The 20107-nt window shown below is 69.4% G+C and carries 24 protein-coding genes; 12 read left to right on the top strand and 12 right to left on the bottom strand.

What is annotated here, in order from left to right; translation table 11 throughout:
- Nucleotides 1-35: 35 nt before the first annotated feature.
- Nucleotides 36-428, top strand: a complete 393-nt coding sequence (locus tag HDC34_RS16460) for a hypothetical protein (protein WP_179557832.1) — start codon at nucleotides 36-38, stop codon at nucleotides 426-428.
- Here the strand turns inward: HDC34_RS16460 and HDC34_RS16455 are convergent.
- Complete coding sequence (locus tag HDC34_RS16455; RefSeq protein WP_179557831.1) at nucleotides 410-667, bottom strand: hypothetical protein; 258 nt, start codon at nucleotides 665-667, stop codon at nucleotides 410-412. The genes HDC34_RS16460 and HDC34_RS16455 overlap by 19 nt on opposite strands.
- A gap of 169 nt (nucleotides 668-836) precedes the next feature.
- Between HDC34_RS16455 and HDC34_RS16450 the strand changes: the two genes are divergently transcribed.
- From HDC34_RS16450 to HDC34_RS16440, 3 genes are all read left to right on the top strand, one after another.
- Entirely contained in the window at nucleotides 837-1544 is a 708-nt protein-coding gene (locus HDC34_RS16450) for a GAF and ANTAR domain-containing protein (protein ID WP_179557830.1), read from the top strand.
- On the top strand, nucleotides 1541-2254 hold the full coding sequence (locus tag HDC34_RS16445; RefSeq protein WP_218855318.1) for a GAF and ANTAR domain-containing protein: 714 nt from the start codon (nucleotides 1541-1543) through the stop codon (nucleotides 2252-2254). Before HDC34_RS16450 ends, HDC34_RS16445 begins: the two co-directional genes overlap by 4 nt.
- Nucleotides 2255-2436: 182 nt before the next feature.
- Nucleotides 2437-2697, top strand: a complete 261-nt coding sequence (locus HDC34_RS16440; RefSeq protein ID WP_179557829.1) for a hypothetical protein — start codon at nucleotides 2437-2439, stop codon at nucleotides 2695-2697.
- Between the two features lie 22 nt (nucleotides 2698-2719).
- Here HDC34_RS16440 and HDC34_RS16435 read toward each other — a convergent pair whose 3' ends face one another.
- Nucleotides 2720-3061 carry an ATP-dependent DNA ligase gene (locus tag HDC34_RS16435; RefSeq protein WP_179557828.1) on the bottom strand — a complete coding sequence of 114 codons (342 nt, stop codon included), beginning with the start codon at nucleotides 3059-3061 and terminating at the stop codon, nucleotides 2720-2722.
- Nucleotides 3062-3192: 131 nt separating this feature from the next.
- Here HDC34_RS16435 and HDC34_RS16430 point away from each other — a divergent pair, with 131 nt between their 5' ends.
- Entirely contained in the window at nucleotides 3193-5571 is a 2379-nt protein-coding gene (locus HDC34_RS16430; RefSeq protein WP_179557827.1) for a glycoside hydrolase family 65 protein, read from the top strand.
- A 10-nt stretch (nucleotides 5572-5581) separates the two neighbouring features.
- Here HDC34_RS16430 and HDC34_RS17975 read toward each other — a convergent pair whose 3' ends face one another.
- Nucleotides 5582-5704, bottom strand: a complete 123-nt coding sequence (locus tag HDC34_RS17975; protein WP_257023366.1) for a hypothetical protein — start codon at nucleotides 5702-5704, stop codon at nucleotides 5582-5584.
- 109 nt (nucleotides 5705-5813) lie between these two features.
- Nucleotides 5814-6374, bottom strand: coding sequence for a recombinase family protein (locus HDC34_RS16425; RefSeq protein WP_179557826.1), 561 nt, complete (start codon nucleotides 6372-6374; stop codon nucleotides 5814-5816).
- A gap of 181 nt (nucleotides 6375-6555) precedes the next feature.
- Between HDC34_RS16425 and ppk2 the strand changes: the two genes are divergently transcribed.
- The gene (ppk2, locus tag HDC34_RS16420) at nucleotides 6556-7461 is read left to right on the top strand and encodes a polyphosphate kinase 2 (RefSeq protein WP_151424202.1); all 906 of its coding nucleotides are present in this window, start codon (nucleotides 6556-6558) and stop codon (nucleotides 7459-7461) included.
- 28 nt (nucleotides 7462-7489) lie between these two features.
- Complete coding sequence (locus tag HDC34_RS16415; protein ID WP_179557825.1) at nucleotides 7490-8272, top strand: maleylpyruvate isomerase family mycothiol-dependent enzyme; 783 nt, start codon at nucleotides 7490-7492, stop codon at nucleotides 8270-8272.
- An 18-nt stretch (nucleotides 8273-8290) separates the two neighbouring features.
- On the opposite strand, the gene HDC34_RS16410 is transcribed toward HDC34_RS16415, so the two are convergent.
- The 3 genes from HDC34_RS16410 to HDC34_RS16400 form a co-directional block, all read right to left on the bottom strand.
- Nucleotides 8291-9472, bottom strand: coding sequence for a Gfo/Idh/MocA family protein (locus HDC34_RS16410; protein ID WP_179557824.1), 1182 nt, complete (start codon nucleotides 9470-9472; stop codon nucleotides 8291-8293).
- Entirely contained in the window at nucleotides 9469-10314 is an 846-nt protein-coding gene (locus HDC34_RS16405) for a sugar phosphate isomerase/epimerase (protein WP_179557823.1), read from the bottom strand. The genes HDC34_RS16410 and HDC34_RS16405 overlap by 4 nt, the downstream gene beginning before the upstream one ends.
- A gap of 96 nt (nucleotides 10315-10410) precedes the next feature.
- Nucleotides 10411-10995 (bottom strand): TetR/AcrR family transcriptional regulator, encoded by a 585-nt coding sequence (locus HDC34_RS16400; RefSeq protein ID WP_179557822.1) that lies wholly within the window; start codon nucleotides 10993-10995, stop codon nucleotides 10411-10413.
- A gap of 160 nt (nucleotides 10996-11155) precedes the next feature.
- Here HDC34_RS16400 and HDC34_RS16395 point away from each other — a divergent pair, with 160 nt between their 5' ends.
- Nucleotides 11156-12802: an HNH endonuclease signature motif containing protein gene (locus HDC34_RS16395; RefSeq protein WP_179557821.1), complete on the top strand. Its 1647-nt coding sequence runs from the start codon at nucleotides 11156-11158 to the stop codon at nucleotides 12800-12802.
- Nucleotides 12803-12966: 164 nt separating this feature from the next.
- On the opposite strand, the gene HDC34_RS16390 is transcribed toward HDC34_RS16395, so the two are convergent.
- Nucleotides 12967-13449 (bottom strand): hypothetical protein, encoded by a 483-nt coding sequence (locus HDC34_RS16390; protein WP_179557820.1) that lies wholly within the window; start codon nucleotides 13447-13449, stop codon nucleotides 12967-12969.
- 181 nt (nucleotides 13450-13630) lie between these two features.
- On the opposite strand from HDC34_RS16390, the gene HDC34_RS16385 reads away from it, so the two are divergent.
- On the top strand, nucleotides 13631-14476 hold the full coding sequence (locus tag HDC34_RS16385; RefSeq protein ID WP_308807385.1) for a PhzF family phenazine biosynthesis protein: 846 nt from the start codon (nucleotides 13631-13633) through the stop codon (nucleotides 14474-14476).
- Between the two features lie 143 nt (nucleotides 14477-14619).
- On the opposite strand, the gene HDC34_RS16380 is transcribed toward HDC34_RS16385, so the two are convergent.
- Both HDC34_RS16380 and HDC34_RS16375 read right to left on the bottom strand, forming a co-directional pair.
- The gene (locus HDC34_RS16380; RefSeq protein WP_104312950.1) at nucleotides 14620-14994 is read right to left on the bottom strand and encodes a VOC family protein; all 375 of its coding nucleotides are present in this window, start codon (nucleotides 14992-14994) and stop codon (nucleotides 14620-14622) included.
- A 95-nt stretch (nucleotides 14995-15089) separates the two neighbouring features.
- Entirely contained in the window at nucleotides 15090-16061 is a 972-nt protein-coding gene (locus HDC34_RS16375; RefSeq protein ID WP_257023364.1) for a pentapeptide repeat-containing protein, read from the bottom strand.
- 156 nt (nucleotides 16062-16217) lie between these two features.
- On the opposite strand from HDC34_RS16375, the gene HDC34_RS16370 reads away from it, so the two are divergent.
- The 3 genes from HDC34_RS16370 to HDC34_RS16360 all read left to right on the top strand — a co-directional run bounded on the left by HDC34_RS16370 (nucleotide 16218) and on the right by HDC34_RS16360 (nucleotide 18953).
- Nucleotides 16218-17168 (top strand): metal ABC transporter substrate-binding protein, encoded by a 951-nt coding sequence (locus tag HDC34_RS16370; RefSeq protein WP_179557818.1) that lies wholly within the window; start codon nucleotides 16218-16220, stop codon nucleotides 17166-17168.
- The gene (locus HDC34_RS16365) at nucleotides 17165-17941 is read left to right on the top strand and encodes a metal ABC transporter ATP-binding protein (RefSeq protein WP_179557817.1); all 777 of its coding nucleotides are present in this window, start codon (nucleotides 17165-17167) and stop codon (nucleotides 17939-17941) included. Before HDC34_RS16370 ends, HDC34_RS16365 begins: the two co-directional genes overlap by 4 nt.
- A gap of 148 nt (nucleotides 17942-18089) precedes the next feature.
- Nucleotides 18090-18953: a metal ABC transporter permease gene (locus tag HDC34_RS16360; protein ID WP_179557816.1), complete on the top strand. Its 864-nt coding sequence runs from the start codon at nucleotides 18090-18092 to the stop codon at nucleotides 18951-18953.
- Nucleotides 18954-18964: 11 nt separating this feature from the next.
- Here HDC34_RS16360 and HDC34_RS16355 read toward each other — a convergent pair whose 3' ends face one another.
- Nucleotides 18965-19645, bottom strand: a complete 681-nt coding sequence (locus tag HDC34_RS16355; protein ID WP_179557815.1) for a metal-dependent transcriptional regulator — start codon at nucleotides 19643-19645, stop codon at nucleotides 18965-18967.
- Between the two features lie 71 nt (nucleotides 19646-19716).
- Entirely contained in the window at nucleotides 19717-20049 is a 333-nt protein-coding gene (locus HDC34_RS16350) for a tryptophan synthase subunit alpha (protein ID WP_244296265.1), read from the bottom strand.
- Nucleotides 20050-20107 lie beyond the last annotated feature (58 nt).

Genomic DNA, 20107 nt, shown 5'->3' with positions numbered 1-20107 from the left:
CGCTTCAAGGAGGCCACGAAGATTGGGGGACCGCGATGGGATACCTGTACTACGGGGCGGACGCCCACGCGATCGAGATCGAGGACCGGCAGCTCGCGCACCTGCGCGTGGCCATCCTGAGCCTGCTTCGGGCCGGGCACAGCGTCGCCTTCACCTGCCCCCGCTCGAAGGAGCTGGGCGGCGGGCGCGAGTCGATCTGGATCACACCGCAGACCGACCTGCGCTTCCGCTTCCGCGGGAGTCGCGCGCCGAACCTCAACGAGCACTGGGTTCGAGCGATCATCGCGACGAACGATTCCGCCGCCGGACTCCACATGGTGCCCGAGTGCGCGCACCCCAGCGAGACTGCTGTCCCCCACGAGTCGGCGCCGCGCCAGAACGCGTCAGCGCCCCAGTGGGCGCACCCGCGTCAGCTCTCGAAGTCATAGAACGAGACGTCCGCGAATGGTGCGCCCTCGTCTCCATCGTCGGCCGCAACAGGCATCTCGCGCACGCTCACGGACGACGAGGTGGTGATGAGCTCCCACTGCTCCAGCGGGCCACGCATGGGGAAGCGCACCAGGTCTCCGCCCTGCCGGACCGCATCCACGATCATGTGCTGCAACGTCGGCATCGCCTCGTCGTCGACGTAGTGCGCACGGTCATCAACCGTTACCAGGAATGGCATGTCCACCTCCACCGGGAAAAGAACTCACCGTCCAGTGAACGCCTCAATGTGCCCAGAATCAGGGCCTGGACCATCCACACCGCATGTGTTATCGCGGGCAACCGCGGAGAGGTGTGCGACGCCCCATAGGATGACGGGAAGGGATCAGAGGACCGAGAACGGGATCAACATGGCACGGGACGCATTCGACGCTGCAGTGCAGACGCTGCAGGCGCCGCTCGACTCCGTGGAGGGGGTGGCCGATTCCCTCATCGACCTCTTCCCGGTCTCCGGGGCCACGGTCTCGACGCTCGGCGAGTTGCTCGGCAACCAGACGCTGTCGGCGTCGAACGAGGTAGCGGCACGGCTGGATGAGCTTCAGTTCGACCTCGGCGAGGGACCGTGCTGGGACAGCCTCACCACCGGCCGCCCCGTGCTCGCGCCGAACCTGCGTGAGCTGCCCGAGACCCGCTGGCCGGTCTTCGCCCCCGCGATTCCCCGCGACCAGGTGGGGGCGCTCTTCGCATTTCCCATGCTGGTGGGGCCCCTCCAGATCGGCGCCATCGACCTGTACGCTGCTGCTCCGACGACGTTCGCGCCGTTGCAGACGAGGCAGGCGGCTCGAATCGCCACGCTTGTCGGCCGCAACGTGCTCCGACTCGCACTCGCCTCGTCCACCGAGGAGGCGCAGCCCGAGAGCAAGCACTCTCGCCGCCGCGTCCACCAGGCCACCGGCATGGTGCTCGCACAGCTTGAGACGACCGCCGAAGAGGCGGTCCTGGTCATGCAGGGACACGCCTTCGCGACCGGCCAGTCGATGATGAGCGTCGCCGAGGAGGTCCTCGCGGGCAGACTCGCATTCCACTCGGGGCCGTCCGGGATCGAGGAGCGACGATGATCCAGGATGGACGGGACACGAAGCTCCTCGAGACCTTCGCGATCCTCGCGGACACGCTCGTCGCGGGCTACGACGTCGTCGACCTGCTGCAGACACTCGTCGACCGCTGTCAGTCACTGCTGGAGGTGACGGCAGCCGGCATCCTGCTGGCCGACGAGCACGGCGATCTCGAGCTGGTGGTGTCGACGAGCGAAGCGGCGAGTGTCGTCGAGACCATGCAGATCTCGGCGGACGCCGGCCCCTGCATCGAGAGCTACACGACGGGCCATATCGTTGCCGTCGAAGACATCCGCGAGGCCCCGGACTCGTGGCTCCTGTTCAAGGAGAGCGCGCTCGAGCATGGCTACCTGGCCGTGCAGGCCGTGCCGTTGAAGCTGCGCGACACCACGATCGGCACGCTCAACCTGCTGCGTGCGACGCCCGGAGAGTTCCCCGAGCGGGAGACCGTCGCCGCACGCGCCCTCGCGGATGTCGCGACCATCGGCATCATCCAGGAGCGCACGATCCGTCATGCTGACACCGTGCGCGAGCAGCTGCAGAATGCGCTCAAGAGCCGCGTCATCATCGAGCAGGCCAAGGGTGTTGTCGCCTACCGCCGCTCCATCACGCCCGAGGAGGCGTTCGATGTGATTCGCGGCTACGCGAGGTCGAATCGGCTGTCGCTCTCGCAGGTCGCCGCTCAGCTGGTGGCGCGCACGCTCAGCATCTGAACGCTCAGCATCTGACCGACCCCGTACTCACCGTGGGAGCGTACGCTCTCAGTGTTGGCCAGGACCTCGCCGATGAGCCCCGCGCACGCAGCAGGGCAGCGAGGTCGCCGCCATCCGCTGAACTCGGACCTTGGCGTCGAGATATGAGAGGCCTCCGCCGGGAGGCTGAACCGAGGTCAGCTATGTCCATACTTGTCACCGTCAACCGTGAGCAGTTCGTGTTGCGCGACCCGGAGGCGATCACGCGGGTACGCGCGGAGATCGAGGAGGCGGCCCGTTCGGGTGGCCGGATGCTCGTGATCGGCGACACCGCCGACGGCCCCGAGATGCTCATCACACCGTCGACGAACGTGCGCATCGATATCCTGCCGCTCGAAGCCCCGGACGAGGGCAAGAGCGACGACCGCGACGAAGTGGCCTTCGTCGACTTCGACGAATACTGAGTCGCCCGATTGGTCCGGCCGCCTACCGCAGCGTGCCAGGGTAGGGCGCGTCAGTGCCGACGAGAGCCAGCTTGCCCTCCTCGTCCGTCACCAGGAGCCCGGTGCTGCTCTCGGCGGATTCGCCGAGCCGCTTCAACCAGTCTCGGTTGATCTCCGGAACCTTCCCACCGAGGAACTTGAACTGCATGGTCGTGTTCGGGGTCAGCCAGATCGCGGAGCGCCCATCGCCGACGGAGGGCGAGTCCTTCCAGGACATCAGGAACGATTCGTTGCGGGTCAGCTTCTGCACGATCACGATCTGCAGATGCGTGAGGAGCCGGTCCTCGAAGTGGATCGACGTACCGTCGTAGACGAGCGTGCCCATGGTGTGCTCCTGTCAGCCTGAGGGAATGGGGCAAGGATACGGACCTCAACGGTGAACGCCCAGGATGCTCGTCGGTACCCTCTCCTCATGATGAGAGGCACCCCGGACACTCCCGACCGCGAGACGCTCGCGTGACCGGCGCGATCCCCTTCGATGTCGCACCGTGGAGCCTCGGCTTCACCGGGCTCGACCTCGACGCACCCCAGCTCGCGCATCTCGAGTCGGTGTTCGCCCTCTCCAACGGCCATATCGGCTGGAGAGCGAACTTCGACGAGGGCGACCCGCACGAGGTGCTCGGCACCTACCTGAACGGCGTCTTCGAGGACCACCCGATGCCCTACGCCGAGGACGGCTACGGGTATCCGGACACGGGGCAGAGCGTCGTGAACGTGCAGAACGGGCAGGTGCTCCGCCTGCTCGTCGGCGATGAGCCGCTGGATCTCCGCCGGGGCACGGTCGTACGCCACGAGCAGCGCCTCGACTTCCGCGCAGGCACGCTGCGGCGCGATCTCGAATGGACGTCTCCCGCAGGGCGCACGGTGCGGGTCACCAGCATCCGCCTCGTCTCGCTCACCCATCGCTCGCTTGCGGCCGTGCACTACGAGGTCGAGGCGCTCGGCGACGGCGTGCACGTGAGCGTGCAGTCCGAGGTCGTCGCCAACGAGGACATGCCGGAAGTGCATCCCGACCAGCGGGTCAACGACCAGCTCGACGAGCCGTTCGAGGGCCTCGGCCACTATTCCCTGGGCAGCGCGGCCACGCTCGTGCACCGCACCCTGAGGAGCGGCATCAGCATCGCCGTCGCCATGGACAACGTGGTCGCTGGCACGTGCGCGGCGCCTCCGAGCATCGAGACCGAGACGTCCCGAGACCTGGCCCGGACGACCGTGAGCGCGCAGCTGGCGGCAGGAGAGACCCTCGAGATCACGAAGTACGTCGGCCACGAGTTCTCGTCGACGCTCTCCCCGGAGGCGTTGCGCGACCGGGCGGAGGGCGCCGTCGACGACGCGAGACGGGACGGCTGGGAGCGGGTGCTCGCGGACCAGCGCGCGGACCTCGACGAGTTCTGGGCGTGCGCGGACGTGGAGATCGACGGATCGCCGCGACTGCAGCAGGCGACCCGCTTCGCGCTCTTCCACGTCTACCAGTCGGCAGCCCGGCTCGAGGCGCGTTCGGTGCCGGGCAAGGGCCTCACCGGCGCCGGCTACCTTGGTCACACGTTCTGGGACTTCGAGAGCTACGTGCTGCCGCTCCTCTCGGCGACGGTGCCGGCTGCCGCCGAGCAGGCGCTGCGCTGGCGGCACTCCACCCTCGAGTACGCCCGCGAGCGCGCGAAGCTCCTCAAGCTCGAGGGGGCCGCGTTCGCGTGGCGCACGATCGACGGCCGGGAGAGCTCCGGGTACTGGCCTGCGAGCACGGCCGCGTTCCACGTCAACGCGGACATCGCCGCGGCCATGGTTCACCACATCCGCACGACCGGTGACGAGCGCTTCGAGCGGGAGGTCGCCGTCGACGTGATCGTCGAGACCGCCCGGCTCTGGTGCTCGCTCGGTCGATGGGACCCGGACGGGGCACTGCACTTCGACGGGGTGACCGGTCCGGACGAGTACTCGGCGCTTGTCGACGACAACACCTACACGAACCTCATGGCGCGCCTGAACCTGCGCGCCGCGGTGTCCGTCGCGGAGCGACACCACGCCGAGGCGGGCGCACTGGGCGTCGATGACGACGAGATCAGACGGTGGATGCGTGCCGCCGACGCCATCGTGGTGCCGTTCGACGAGCGCCGCGGCGTCCACGCGCACGCGGCCGGGTCGACGGACCTCGCACAATGGGACTTCGCCGCCACCTCCGCATCCCAGTACCCCCTGCAGGAGCACTTCCCGTACTTCCACCTGTACCGCAAGCAGGTGATCAAGCAGGCCGACCTGGTGCTCGCCCTCTACTTCGCGCACGAGGCATTCACCTTCGAGGAGAAGAAGCGCGCCTTCGAGTACTCGGAGGCGCTGACGGTGCGCGACTCGTCGCTGTCCGCCTCCGTGCAGTCGGTCCTCGCGGCCGAGGTCGGGCACCTGCAGCTCGCCGCCGACTACCTGGCCGAGGCTGCGACGCTGGACCTCGACGACCTCCGCGACAACACCTCGCAGGGGCTGCACATGGCGTCGCTCGCCGGCATCTGGACGGCCGTCACGGCTGGTCTCGGCGGCCTGCGCGAAAGCGACGGGGGCCTCCGGTTCGCGCCGCGCCTCCCGGACCAGCTGACGCGCATCCGCTTCGGGATGCTCGTGCAGGGGCGACGGCTGCACGTCGAGATCCGGCCCGAGTCGACCGTCTACCAGCTGAGCTCGGGCGAGCCCCTCCTCATCCGCCACTTCGATGAGGAGCTGGAGCTGACGGCGGGGAACGCGCTGACGGCATCCACTCCCCCGCTCGCGGACCCGGGCCCGGCTCCGAGCCAACCAAAGCACCGGGCCCCGAGACCCTTCGCTGTGGCCATGCGGGAGGAGTGACAGCTTCCCGTCACTCCTCGATTGCGCCGCCGAGTCCGCGCAGGTGCTCGCGGAAGCCGATGCCGTGCTCTGTCCGTGCCAGGAGGTAGTCGCGGAAGCTCATCTGCTCGCGCAACGACGTGCCGTCCTGCATGAGGGTGGCCTGTCGTCAAGCGCATCCGCCGGACGCTGCCGCACGGCAAGCGGGCCGGGTGGCGACGAGCCGAGGCTCAGGACGGGCAGTCCGATGCTGCGCAGCTCGGTCAGAGTCGTTTGATCGGCATCGTGAGGCCGTGCAGAGCGGGCGGATGCGTACCCCCGGCCACCTCGGGCAGCTCCTGCCCGCTGGTCCGCGCTCTGCCGTCGGAGGCCTTGCGCGAGCGCCCGCCGCGCGGGTCGGCTACCGACGCCCGCCGCTTGCCCAGCGCATCCAGCACCCGCTCGCGTTTGAGCGCTGACTCGGTCTGCGCGAGCGCGGACAGCACCGTGAACACCATCGATCCAGAGGGCGTCGAGGTGTCGACATCGGCTCCGTCGAGGTCGAGCACGCGAAGCCCGACGCCTTCTGCGCGCAGCTCCGCGGCCAGCGTAAGCAGGTCACCCGTGGAGCGCCCCAGCCGGTCGAGAGCAGGCACGACCAGCGTGTCTCCCCCTTCCAACGCCTGAAGCGCCGCGTCGAGGGCGGGGAGGGATGCGTGTGCGCCCTCTGCCCGGTCGACGAAAAGCAGCTCAGCGGACACACCAGCGGCGCGAAGGTCAGCTTCCTGCCGGTCGGCGCCCTGCTGCCGGGTCGAGACCCTGGCGTAGCCGATGAGTTTGGGCACGGTTCTCCCGTCGCGCATCCAATGTCGAAACCGCGACTCTACCAACCGGACCGACCGGTCTCTGAGTGGCGGTCCGTACACATCCCGTTCGCTTTCCTCCGCCACGATGGGCGCCGCATCCCCCGACCGCACTCGCGCGGCGAACGCGCGGATGCGCGGCACCTGAACCTCGGAGGAACGCATGGCCATCGAACAACCCCAGGACCTGCGCGAGTACATCGAGCACCTGCGCACGCTCGGCTACTCGGTGCGCGACGGCCACACGAACGACCCGGACCTCATCGACCCGCAGGGCAACCCCGTCTACACGTGGCAGGAGGGGTACCCCTACGAGGAGCGCCTGAGCCGCGACGAGTACGAGAGCGAGAAGTACCGCCTCCAGGTGGAGCTGCTGAAGTGCCAGTACTGGATGGAGGACAACGACCAGCGCGCCGTGATCCTCTTCGAGGGGCGAGACGCTGCAGGCAAGGGCGGCACCATCAAGCGCTTCACGGAGCACCTCAACCCTCGCAAGGCGCGCGTCGTGGCGCTCGCGAAGCCGAGCGACCGAGAGCGCGGCCAGTGGTTCTTCCAGCGCTACATCCAGCACCTCCCCACCGACGGGGAGCTCGTCATGTTCGACCGCTCCTGGTACAACCGTTCCGGCGTGGAACGCGTCATGGGTTTCTGCACCGACGACGAGTACACGCAGTTCATGCAGCAAGCCCCCGCCTTCGAGAAGATGCTCGTCGACTCGGGCATCCACGTCACGAAGTTCTGGTTCTCGGTGTCGCGCACCGAGCAGCGCACGCGCTTCGCGATCCGCCAGCTCGACCCGGTTCGCCGCTGGAAGCTCTCCCCCATGGACCTCGCCTCGCTCGACCGCTGGGAGGACTACACGGCGGCGAAGGAGGAGACGTTCCGCCTCACCGACAAGAAGCACGCGCCGTGGACGATCATCCGCTCCAACGACAAGAAGCGCGCCCGCCTCAACGCGATGCGCTTCTGGCTCGGGCAGTTCGAGTACGAGGGAAAGGATCACGACGTCGTCACGAAGCCGGACCCGCTGCTCGTGATGCGCGGCAAGCAGGAGACCGCCGACGAGTAGGCGTGGCCTCACGCCCTAGGCTCTGACCATGCGCCACGCAGACTTCATCGACACGACCGAGGACGCCGCGAACGGGTTCGCGCTCCTCCTCGAGTCTGCGGACCACACCACCCCCGTCTCCTCGTGCCCCGGCTGGTCGCTCGTCGAGCTGGCGGCCCACCTCGGCGGCGTGCACCGGTGGGCGCGCGCGCAGCTGCTCGGCGGTGGGCAGCAGCTCGACCGTCAGACGCCGGATGCGCCGCTCGCCGACCGGGACGCGCTCGTCGCGTGGTTCCGCGAGGGCGCCGCGGACCTCGTGGCGACGCTGCGCGAGCTGCCGGAGGACGCGCCATGCTGGGCCCTCTACCCTCCTGCGCGTGCCTCGACGTGGGCGAGACGACAGGCGCTCGAGACTGCCCTGCACCTCTGGGACGCGAGCGACAGCCTCGGCATCGCGGTGCCGATCCGCCCAGACCTCGCCGCCGCCGGTGTCGCGGAGGTCGCCGAGGACATGTACCCGCGGCAGGTCGCGCTCGGACGGATGCCGTCGCTCGAGGAGCGCGTCGACCTGCGGATGCTGGACCGGCTCGAACGCCCAGGCGACGGCGGCAGCTTCGGCCTGCGCGTCCGGCTCGGCCCCGTCGACGAGACACCGGCGGGCACCGCGAACACCCTCGGTGGAGCGAGACCGGCCGACGCGACGCTCGAGCTCACGGCCGAGGCCGCGCTGCTCCTCCTCTGGAAGCGGCGCGACCTCGCGGCGGTGGATGCACGGGTCACCGGCTCCCGCGAAGTGCTCGAGCGTGTGCTCGGGAATCCGTTGGCCCCCTGAGCGCAGGAGAGCAATCCCCTAGACGCTGAGCGTCGCCGCGAACGGGTCTCGCGTGTGGTCGACGAGCGGGACCGGATCGACCGTGCTCTCGATGACCACGACCTCCCCGGCGGCCGCCGACTCCTCGATGGCGAGCATGATGTCGAGCACGTGCAGCGCCAGGTCCCCGGTCGCGACGTGCGGGAGCCCCTCCCGGATGCCCCGCGCCATGTCGAGCGCACCGTAGCCGCGGCCCGTGACCGTGCCCTCCTCCGGGTAGTCCTCCCAGGTCGGTTCGAGCACCTCCGCGTACTCCTGCGGGTGCCTGGCGACCCTCGTGCCCCCGTCGGCGTGGTTCGGGTCCGGGGTCAGGAGCATCCCGCCCGCCCCGATGATCTCGACCGTGCCCATCTCGGCGAGCGGGGAGTCGTTGCTGAAGGTGAGCTGCGCGCTCGCCCCGCTCTCGAACGTCACCAGCGCGTCCACGTGCGTCAGCACCGAGACGGGGAACGACTGCCCGGTGAGCGGGCCGAGCTTGACGGTGCGCGTCTCCTTGGCCGTCGATCCCGTCGCGTAGACCTTGCGGACAGGACCGAAGGCGCTCACGAGCGTCGTCACGTAGTACGGCCCCATGTCGAGCAGGGGGCCGCCTCCTTGGGCGAACAGGAAGGCCGGGTTCGGGTGGAAGAGGTCTGGGCCCGAGTAGCGCATCATGGTGCGCGCCGTGAGCGGGGTGCCGATGGCGCCCGCCGCCAGGTGCCGCAGGGCGGTCTGGATGCCAGGGTTCAGCACCGTGTCAGGCGCCACTCCCACGCGCAGACCGGCCGCGTCGGCGGCCACGAGGAGGGCCTTCGCCTCCTCCCGGTTGATGCCGATGGGCTTCTCGATCCACACGTGCTTGCCCGCCGCGATCGCGTCGAGGGCGACAGGCACGTGCACCGCGGGGATGGTGAGGTTGATGACGATCTCGACCTCCTCGTTCGCGAGGACCGACGCCGGCGAGCCCGAGAAGGGAACGCCGTAGGTCTGCGCCTTCTCGGCGGCGAGCGCCTCGTTCAGATCACCGAGCGCGACGACTCGCACGTCGGGGAAGCGCACGAGATTGACAAGATACGCGTCGCTGATCATGCCAGTGCCGATGATGCCGATGCCCACGGGGCCGCGCTTGGCACCCGGCGCTGATGTGAATGCTGCAGCGGCTGCTGCCTGCGGGAGGCTCATGCGCGGTTCTCCAGGTAGTCGAAGCTGGCGGCGATCGCGGCGAAGATGTCGCCGTCGAAGTGGTCGAACTCGATGACGGCGAACTCCGCCGACGGGGCGGCGTCGAGGGCCGCACCGAGCGGGATGACGCCCTGGCCGGCCGGAACCTGGCCGAGACCGGACGGGTCGAAGGGGGCATCCGTCCGGAACGGGTTCTCGACCTGGGGGCCGTCCTTGATGTGGAGCGCCTTGACGCGGTCGCCGAGGCGAGCGAGCAGAGCGGGAGCCTCCACGCCGCCGATGTGCGCCCAGTAGACGTCGATCTCGAGCACCACCTCGTCGTCGAGGAGCCCAGCGAAGTACTCGAGGGCCGGGACGCTGTCGATGCGGTTGCTGAGCTCCCACGCATGGTTGTGATATCCGACGCGGAGGCCATGCTCGGCGGCCGCCTTCGAGGCCTCGTTGAGCGCCGCGGCCGTCGCCTCCACCGCCTCGCGAGTCGACCAGTCGAAGACGGCGGGATCGATGACGTACCGCATGCCGAGCTTCTTCGCCGCCTCGAATGTGGTCGCGTGGCTCGGCACCGGCGTCGTCACGCCCTCGCGGGTGACCTCCTTCGCGACGAGCATCGCGTGTCCCGTGGGAGCTGCGATGCCGTGCCGCTCGAAGGCCGCGGCGAGCTCGTCGGCGCGATCCACGAACGCGAACGCCTCGACGTGGCGCACCCCGATCTCGGCGAGTCTCGCGAGGGTGCCGTCGAGGTCGGCCTCGAGGTGCGAGTTGATGCTGTAGAGCTGCAGCGACGTCGCCGGGCGCTGCGATTCCTGTGGGGTGCCGGGTGCTGCTGGTCGGGTGGTGGGCACGTTGACTCCTGTGTCGGTGGGCGCCCGCCGCGTCGCGGTTCGCTCTCAGGAGAGACGCTACTAGAAAATTGCCAGTTGGCAACTTTCATTTTCGGCTCAGCCGGTTCGGCCGAGCCTCTCGAGCAACCCCAGCGTGCCCGCGACGTCGACGCTCGGGTCCAGGAGCCAGCGAACCTGCAGCCCGTCGGATGCGGCCATGATCAGGTCGACGAGCATGGCCGCGTCCGCGCGGCGCTCCTCGGGCAGCGCCGCGAGCTGGCCGCCGACCTCGGCCGCCAGCTCGACCCTCGCCCGGGCGAACCGAGCCGTGAAGAACGAACGAGCAGGACCATCCCCAGCCTCGACCGACTTCGCGAGCATCTCCGTGAACAGCGAGACCATGCCGGGGAACCGCACGTTGAACTCGGCGCTCAGGCGCATCCGCTCCACGAGCGAGACGGAATCCGGCATGCGCTCGTCGTTGACGCGGTCGTGCTCGCGGATGACCTCGACGAGCAGCCCCTCTCGGGAGCCGAAGTAGTGCGTCAGCATGCCGTGAGAGACCCCGATGGACTCGCCGATCGCGCGCAGCGAGGCCCCGCTCGCGCCCGTCTCGCGAAGCCTCTCGTACGCCACCGCCAAGATCTCGCGCTTGCGCTCGACACCCTTCGCGTACCGACCCCGAACTCCGTCTGCTGCCACGCCCAGCATCGTAGCCGGGAGGTGGCAGGGCTGGCGGGAACAAGCCGGACGCACTGACCCCATGGTCCAGACCGATAAGACCTGCTGCCTGATCGGGGTTTTCTCAGCCACTGAGGGCTCGGCGAGCCGAAATGTCGGTGGTGCGGTCCAAGATTCGGGTATGAACTCGTACGACGGTGAACCGCTGAAGGTCTTGGGGCTTGATCCTCACGACCCGGTGTCGGTGTTGGCGTGGCGGAAGTTCTTGCTGGATTGGGATGCGGATCTGGCGGTCATGGCGGCCGCTGTGGCCGCGGATCAGGCGCGGGTGCGTGCGAAGTTGGCGGAGATGGCGTCGGTTCTGGATGAGCTTGATGGCACCGAGGAGCATGCCATGCACGTGCAGTCGCTCGCGGCGGAGATCGCGTTGATCGAGCAAATCGGGCAAGCGGCGGCTGAGGGGGCTTTGTCGGATGCTGGGATCGCGGTGCGCGAGTTCCCTGGCTTCGTGGACGCGCTCGGGGAAGGCAAGCTCAGCGAGGAGCAGCTTCGGGTCCTCACGGGTGCTGGCTTGTCGGTGTCGCATGCGGACGCGGGTGAGCAGTCCGCGCGACGGGGTGAGTTCGTGCGGGTGATGCTCGCCGAGCTGGATTCTCGGGTGTTGCCGCCGAAGGCATTGCGGATGGCCGCGGCCCGCGTCGCGGAGTCGCTGACGGAGGAGTCCGTCTCCGAGCGGCACGAACGGGCGCGGAAGACGCGGTACGTGTCGGTGACGGCGACGGAGAACGGCATGTGCATGCTGCGTGCCCGGCTCCCGCTGATCGAGGGCAAAGCCATCGCGGACCGGCTGCGGAAGCAGGGCAAGGCGCTCATCAGGGCACGACCGAAGCCCGCCCAGGCACGGCGAGCGCCAGAGGCTTCAGACGCTCCGGACGCACAAGAGGCTTCGGGCGTGCCGGACTTTACAGATGGGCCGAATGTTTCAGACGCGCCGGATGAGCGCACCATGGACGAGGTCAAGGCCGACCTGTTCACGGACATGCTCCTGACCTCCGACCCGATGTCCTGCGCGGCGGCGGCAGGTATCCAGGCGAACGTGCAGTTCACGATCCCGATCCTCACCGCCCTCACCAAGCTGGGCGGGAACGGTGCTGTCAGCAGCACAGGCAGCGGACCAGGCAGCGGCCGAGGCCCAGGCCCAGGCCCAGGCCCAGGCCCAGGCCCAGGCCCAGGCTCACGCGTTCGTGGTGGTGGTGCGGCGAGCTGTGTTGCTGGCGCGGCCCGTCTCACCCCGGCTCCGGCCCTGCTCGATGGCATGATCCCGGTGCCCTTCGAGGAAGCGATCCGCCTCGCCGGCACCGCAACCTCGTTCGTGCGCATCCTCACCCACCCCATCACCGGCACCGTCACGGCCGTCGACACCTACCGACCCAGCGCAGCCATGCGCGCCTTCCTCGCTGCCCGCGACATTCACTGCCGCTGGCCCGGTTGCCGACAGCCCGCGACCCGATGCGACCTCGACCACACCCACGCCTGGGAGCACGGCGGCAAAACCACCCTCGAGAACCTGTGCGGCTTCTGTAAACACCACCACGTCATGAAACACGCCACCGCCTGGACCGCCACCCAACTAGACGGCGGCGTCATGCAACTGCGCACCCCCAGCGGCAAGATCCTCACAGACAGACCCGAACACCACGACGTCTACTTCACACGCAACGACGAATACGAGACACCTGCGGCACCGCCCCAAGACTCTGTTGCGGAGACCGAGCGCACCCGAGCCCCAGAACCCAACGATGTTCCCGGCGACCCACCACCGTTCTGAGAGACACAACGAGGTACTTGCCACGCTCACCGCTGAGCCGAACGCGCCGCACGCGCCGCACACGTACGCACAACATGCCACGGACCCTTCCGGTGGGGGTGGCAGCACAGCGGGCACTTCCGGTGCGGGTCCGGTGCCGTTGCCCGTGCCGGTTCAGCGGCTCTCTAGATCTCGTCGACGGGGCGAGCCTCGTGATGGCGGGCGCCGTGCGTGCGCCGGTCCTCTTTCATCGCAGCCTCGGCGAGGTGACGCCGGCCGGCGACGAGCTGCTCCCTGACGTCGCGTTCTGCCGCCCGGAACGGCTCCCAGTAGGTGTCGTCGTAATCCTCGACGATCTGGAACGTCCACCGCCCTTCGATCACGTTGCGGCCGACCAGCTCCGAGTCGAGCCGGTCGGCGAGCTCATCGTGCCCCGCGTCCCGCAGTGCATCGGATGCCTCACCCAACGCCAGGTCGGCAGCCCCCGTCAACCGGTGGAAGCTGTAGAGCAGCCCGCGCGCCTGGTCGACCATCTCAAGTGCCTCGGTGAGCTTCCCCACGGCAGCGACGGTCGCCTCGTCGACGCCTTCCGGCGGCAGATGCTCGGCGCTTCGGCGCTCCCGCTGATCGTCGTCGGCCCCGGGCGCTCGCGTGTTCTCGTCGCTCATGGTGCGATTGTTGCGGCCGAGCCTGAGCGATCCGTGGACCCCCGCGCGGGACAGGTCCACACCTCCGGATTGGACCTCAAGTCCAACTGCGAGCGATTGGCACGAGCGCTTCCCGCCACCACACCCCTACGGTTGCCGCACGCGCTTCGTTCGCGCCGCATCCCCTCCGAAAGGACACCCCGTGACCACCTCGCGCCCCTTCGCCCAAATCGACGTCTTCTCCGAGACCCCCTACCTCGGCAACCCCGTCGCGGTCATCCTCGACGGCGACGGGCTCACGGGCGACGACATGCAGCGCATCGCACGATGGACGAACCTCTCCGAGACGACGTTCGTGCTGCCCACCACCGACGACGCGGCCGACTACCGACTGCGCATCTTCACCCCGGGCGGCGAGCTGCCGTTCGCCGGGCACCCGACGCTCGGCTCGGCGCACGCCTGGCTCGAGAACGGCGGTACCCCGAAGAAGGGCGGGCGCATCATCCAGGAGTGCGGCGCCGGACTCGTGGAGGTGCGCGTCGATGCGGGGCGCGTGTCGTTCGCGGCCCCGCCGACCCTCCGCAGCGGTCCGCTCGAGCCGGAGCTCCTCGCGCGCATCGTCGAGGCGTATGGCATCACCAAGGAACAGGTCGTCGCCCACCAGTGGATCGACAACGGGCCCGGGTGGGCGGTCGTGCAGCTCGCATCCGCGCACGAGGTGCTCGATCTCGACCCCGACTTCTCGCTGCTGCCCGACGACATGGTCGGCGCCGTCGGCGCGTATCCGGCCGGGGCGGCGCACGCGTTCGAGCTGCGCAGCTTCGCGCCGCGCATCGGCGTCGACGAGGATCCGGTCTGCGGCAGCATGAACGCCTCGACGGCCCAGTGGATGCACCGCACGGGCGCCGCGCCGGGCTCGAGCTGGCGGGTATCCCAGGGCGCGCGCCTTGGCCGCGCCGGCGACATCACCGTGACCGTCGACGACTCCGGCGTCGTCTGGGTTGGCGGCGCCACGACCACCCTCTTCACGGGAACCGCGCTCGCGTAACCGCTGCCGCTGCGCCTCGCGGCTGCCACGGCCCAGAGCGGACTTGTGGTCGTCAAACCTGCGCTTCAGCGACCACAAGTCCGCCCCCGATGGCAGCCCGGCCCGGCCCGGCCCGGGGAGTCAGCGCGGCGCAGCGCCCCGGCTCAGCCCTGGGGTGCCTTGCAGAGGCAGAACGGGTGGCCCGCGGGGTCGGCGTAGACCACGAATTCGTCGGGGCTGCCGGGTTTGTCGCTTGCCTTGAGGAGACGGCCTCCGAGCTCGAGCACTCTCCGGTGCCCCTCGTCGAGGTCGTCGATGTAGAGGTCCAGATGGATCTGCTGCGGGGGTTGACCGTCAGGCCACCTCGGTGCCACGTGGTCGGGAGCGAGCTGGATGCCGAGCCTCCACTCGCCGTCGGCGTAGACACTGTGCCAGTCGTCCTCCTTCTCGACCGTGCCCTCGAGCAGGGACGCCCAGAAGGCACTCTCGGCCTCGATGTCAGCGGCGTCGAACACGACGATCGTGCGGCGAATCCTCATGGCCCCTCCGTGGGTGTCAGCCTGCAGAACACGCTCACGCTACGGAAGAACGCTGACCGGCATCTGCCAGACGACGCGCACGCTCAGCCTCGGCCTCACTTCCAGTGGCGGGGCCGCGTGAGCGAGTCCGGAAGCTGGGTCGTTGCGTCACCGAACGCCGCCGCCAGTTGCGGTTGCGTGAGGTGCAGCACGTGGCGCAGGTCGGCACCGTGCAGCTCGGCGTCCCGCAGGTCGGCGCCGAGGAGGTCGGCCCATCGCAGGTCCGAGCCGCGCAGCTTCGCCGCGATGAGCAGCGCCCCGCGCAGCTCGACGGCGCGCAGGTCGCCTCCGGAGAAATCGGTGCCGAGGTAGACGCCGCGCGGCTCGACTCGCGACCAGGCCCCGGATGCGCGGCGTCGGGGCGCGTGCATCCGTCGCACCTCACGGCTCACGGCTCCCAGCAGGTCGCCCGCGGCGGGCCTGCTCGACTCGACCGCTGCTCGTAGCACCGCGACATCGGGTGACGCGGCCTGCGCATCCACACGATCGAACAGGGCGTCGATTCGGCGCAGCAGCGGCCGGTCGGCGGTGCGCCGCCTCGCCTCGGTCAGCAGCCACAGCACCTCGTGCAGTTGACGCACGAGTGGGAACACGGCGAACATCGCGTCGCGCAGCCCCTCACCGTCGCGCCAGTCGCCGCCGCCGAAGGTCTCCCGGGTGACCCGCTGGCCGGCGCCGTGGCATTCGAAGACGGTGCAGCCCCGGTACCCGCGTTCGAGGAGCACCGCGTGGATGCTGCAGCCGAGGTTCTCGTCGAGGTTGCGGCAGGGTTTGCCTGCTGGCTTCTCGTGGGCGAAATCGTCGCCCCGAGAGAAGGCGAGGGCCGAGCAGCAGAGCGCCACACAGCGCGCGCAGTCGCTCTGGAAGCGCGTGTCGTCTGCATCCGGGCCGCGCCCTGCGCCGGAAACGCCCCCGGTGGATCCTCCGGACCGAGGCTCGGCCGCTCGACTCGAAACAGGGTCGACGGTGAGCGGCATCGGCACGCTCGGCCGGTGCCGCAGCTGCTCGCCGGGGTCGCCTGGTGACATCGTGGCCACAGCCTACGTTCGCATCCGCATGCCCGGGCTGAGCGCCTTTCACCCTGTGGATCACTCTGAGCGGGCACATGGCGCACTAGCCCGCGCAGTCAATGTTCGGCGCACCGAACATTGTTCTTCCCCTCACCGTAGCGCTATGCTCTGGGCATGCTGACCCCCGTGCTGCATGCAGCCAGACGGAAGGCCACCCGCATCGTCGCGGCCGGCCTCGCACTCGTCACGCTCGCATCCCTCACCGCCTGCGCCCCCACTGCCGAGGACGACGACCGCCCCGTCGTCCTCACCACCTTCACGGTGCTCGCCGACATCGCCAGGCAAGTCGCCGGCGACGAGCTCCGGGTCGAGTCGATCACCAAGGTCGGCGCGGAGATCCACGGGTACGAACCGACCCCTCTCGACATCGCGAAGGCCTCCGAGGCCGACCTGATCCTCGACAACGGCATGAACCTCGAGGCCTGGTTCGAGCAGTTCGTCGCGAGCATGGATGTGCCGCACGTCGTCGTCAGCGACGGCGTCGAGGAGGTGCCGATCGCGGGCGACGCCTACGCGGGCCTCCCCAACCCGCATGCCTGGATGTCGCCCCTCAACGTGCAGCTCTACGTCGACAACATGGCCACCGCGTTCGCCGACCTCGCGCCAGCAAGCGCGAGCATCTTCGAGGAGAACGCCGCCGCCTACAAGGCCGAACTGCAGGCCGTGCACGACGAGCTCGTCGCCGCGATCGAACCGCTCCCCACCTCGCAGCGCGCGCTCGTCACGTGCGAGGGAGCCTTCTCCTACCTCGCCCGCGATGCAGGACTCGAGGAGGTCTACATCTGGCCCGTCAACGCCGAGCAGCAGGCCACGCCGCAGCAGATCGCGGGCGTCATCGACCATGTGCGCGACAACGGCGTGCCCGCCGTGTTCTGCGAGTCGACCGTCTCGGATGCCCCCATGCGTCAGGTCGTCGACGCCACGGACGCCGAGTTCGGCGGCACGCTCTACGTCGACTCGCTGAGCGAGGAGGACGGCCCAGTGCCCAGCTACCTCGACCTCATCCGGCACGACGTCGACACGATCGTGGCCGGCCTCACCGGCGAGCAGGGAGGCACCTCGTGAGCCCACGATCCAACGGCGCACCTGCCGGCACCACAACATCGCCCGCCATCGAGGTCGACGCCCTCACCGTGCACTACGGCGAGGTGCTCGCGCTCGACGGCGCCACCCTCGCCATCTCGCCGGGGCGGGTGTGCGGCCTCATCGGCATGAACGGCTCCGGCAAGTCGACGCTCTTCAAGTCCATCATGGGCGTCGTCCGCCCCGATGCGGGCACCGTCCGCATCCTCGGCGGCACATCGGCGGATGCGCGCAAGCGGGGCAGCGTCAGCTACGTCCCGCAGAGCGAGCAGGTCGACTGGGACTTCCCGCTCTCGGTGCGCGATGTGGTCATGACGGGCCGCTACGGGCACCTCGGCGTCACCAGGCGACCGAAGGCGCGCGACCACGCCGCCGTCGATGCGGCGCTCGAGCGCGTCGAGCTGAGTGACCTCGCGGGGCGCCAGATCGGGCAGCTCTCCGGCGGGCAGCGCAAGCGCGCTTTCGTCGCCCGCGGCATCGCCCAGGAGGCCCAGGTGCTGCTGCTCGACGAGCCCTTCGCCGGCGTGGATACGCGCTCCCAGGCGACCATGACGCGCCTCCTTCGCGAGCTCGCGGCGCAGGGCGTCTGCATCCTCATCGCCACCCACGACCTCGGCTCCCTGCCCGAACTCGCCGACGAGGCCGTGCTCTTCAACCGGCGCGTCCTCCTGCACGCGAGCCCGGAGGAGATCATCCGACCGGAGAACCTGGCCCTCGCCTTCGGCATCGACACCGGCAAGGGGGCAGCCGCATGAGCCCGGCATCCACCGCCAGAGTTGTGACGAAGTGCACCTTCCCGCCGCCGCGACAGCAACCATCCACAACTCTCCGCGACGGGCGAGGCGCGTGCGGCGCGCACGGCGAACGCCGCGAGCACCGCGAACCCCGACATGGAGACCGCGCATGAATCTCGTCGACCTTATCCTCGAGCCGCTCGGCTACGAGTTCATGGTGCGGGCCCTCATCACGACGATCATCACGGCCATCGTCTGCGCCCTCCTCAGCTGCTGGCTCGTGCTCATCGGATGGTCCCTCATGGGTGACGCCGTCTCGCACGCGGTCCTTCCCGGGGTCGTGCTCGCCTACATCGTGGGCGCGCCGTTCGCGCTCGGGGCCCTCGTGTTCGGGCTCGTCGCCGTCGGCCTCATCGGCGTCATCCGCGACACGAGCCGGGTGAAAGAGGACGCGGCGATCGGCATCGTCTTCACGACCCTGTTCGCGTTCGGCCTCGTCCTCATCTCGGTCACCCCGAGCCAGACCGACCTCAGCCACATCCTCTTCGGCAACCTCCTCGGCGTGAGCAACACGGACCTCGTGCAGATCGGCATCCTCGCCGCGATCGTCGCGGTCGTGCTGCTCGTGAAGCGGCGCGACTTCACACTCGTCGCCTTCGACGCGACGCACGCCCACGCGATCGGCCTCAACCCGCGCCTCCTGCGCGGCGCGCTCCTCGGGCTCCTCGCGCTGACGGCCGTCGTCGCGCTGCAGACCGTCGGCGTCATCCTCGTCGTCGCGATGCTCATCATCCCGGGAGCCACCGCGACCGTGCTCACGCGCAGCTTCGCGCGGATGCTCGTCATCGCCCCGATCGTGTCGGTCGTCTGCTCGGCCATCGGCCTCTACGCCAGCTACTACCTCGACGCGGCGTCGGGCGGCATGATCGTGCTCGCGCAGGGCGTCGCGTTCCTGCTCGCCTACCTGCTCTCGCCAACGCAGGGGCTCGTCACGTCGCGCGTCGTCGCGCGTCGCCGCGCGAAGGCCGCGTAGCGATCACGCTGTCAGGCCGACGTCACCCAGACCGCGCGGGCGGCGACGGGGCCGAGCGCGAACAGGGCCGCGGGGGCCGCATCCACGACGCTCAGCACCAGCGACTCGGAGTACGGGTCGCTTTCGCCGATCTCGAGTCGCGCCCCGACGGTGACCCCCTTCGCGGCGAAGTACTTGAGCAGCTCGGGGTCGGAGTCGGAGATGCGCTCCACGACAACGCGCGCGCCCACGTCGAGGCTGCTGAGCAGAACAGCCTGCGGGATGCTCACCTCTCCGGCTGCGGACGGGATCGGGTCGCCGTGCGGGTCGCGCTCCGGGTGCCCGAGCAGAGCGTCGATCCGCTCGACCATGAGGTCGGACACCGAGTGCTCGAGGTTCTCGGCCTCGTCGTGCACCTCGTCCCACCCGTAGTGCAGCACCTCGACGAGGAACGTCTCGAGCAGCCGGTGCCTGCGAATCATGGCGAGCGCGTGCGCGCGACCCTCAGCCGTGAGCGAGATGCTGCCGTAGCGGGCATGCTCGAGGAGGCCCTGGTCGGCGAGTTTTCGGATGCCCTCGGACACGGTCGAGAGCCGGAGCTGCAGGCGCTCGGCGACGATCGTCGCCGTGACGGGCGCATCCGACCACTCCTGGAGACTCCAGACCACCTTGAGGTAGTTCTGCGCGCTCACCGAGAGTTCTGACACCGACATGCGGACAAGCCTACGGGGCAGGGTGCGCGGCGCGCGGATGCCCGGAACGCGACCGTCGCGACGGCCGAGGGTCAGGCGCTCCAGCGGTCGCCGAAGCGGCTCTCGCCCGCGAGCATCGTCCACACCGTGGTGCTGAGCGGCGGGTACTCGGTCGCGATGCGGCGCATGAGCTGCGCGTCGTGAGCGCCGCTCTCCGGCGCCTCGTCGCCACCCCGCTCGAGCGCTTCGGCGCGCATGAGCAGCACGACCAGCTCGTCGACGGTCGGCAGCTCCTGCATGAAGCGCCACGGGTCCTCCCCGTTGCGGGCACGTGCGTAGATCATCGTCTCGCGCTCGTCCTGCGCTTCGGCGCGCAGGACCTCCAGGCTGGCTCGCCTGGTCAGTTCATAGCGCTCGGTTTCCACGCGACGAGCCTACGCGCCACCTCGCCATCCCGCTGGGACTTGTGGAATGGGCCAGGTG

Origin of the sequence: Pseudoclavibacter sp. JAI123, assembly GCF_013409665.1 — a bacterium.
Taxonomy (GTDB): Bacteria; Actinomycetota; Actinomycetes; order Actinomycetales; family Microbacteriaceae; genus Pseudoclavibacter.
The sequence above is the reverse complement of the archived record's forward strand: the minus strand, read 5'-3'. Positions and strand labels throughout refer to the sequence as shown.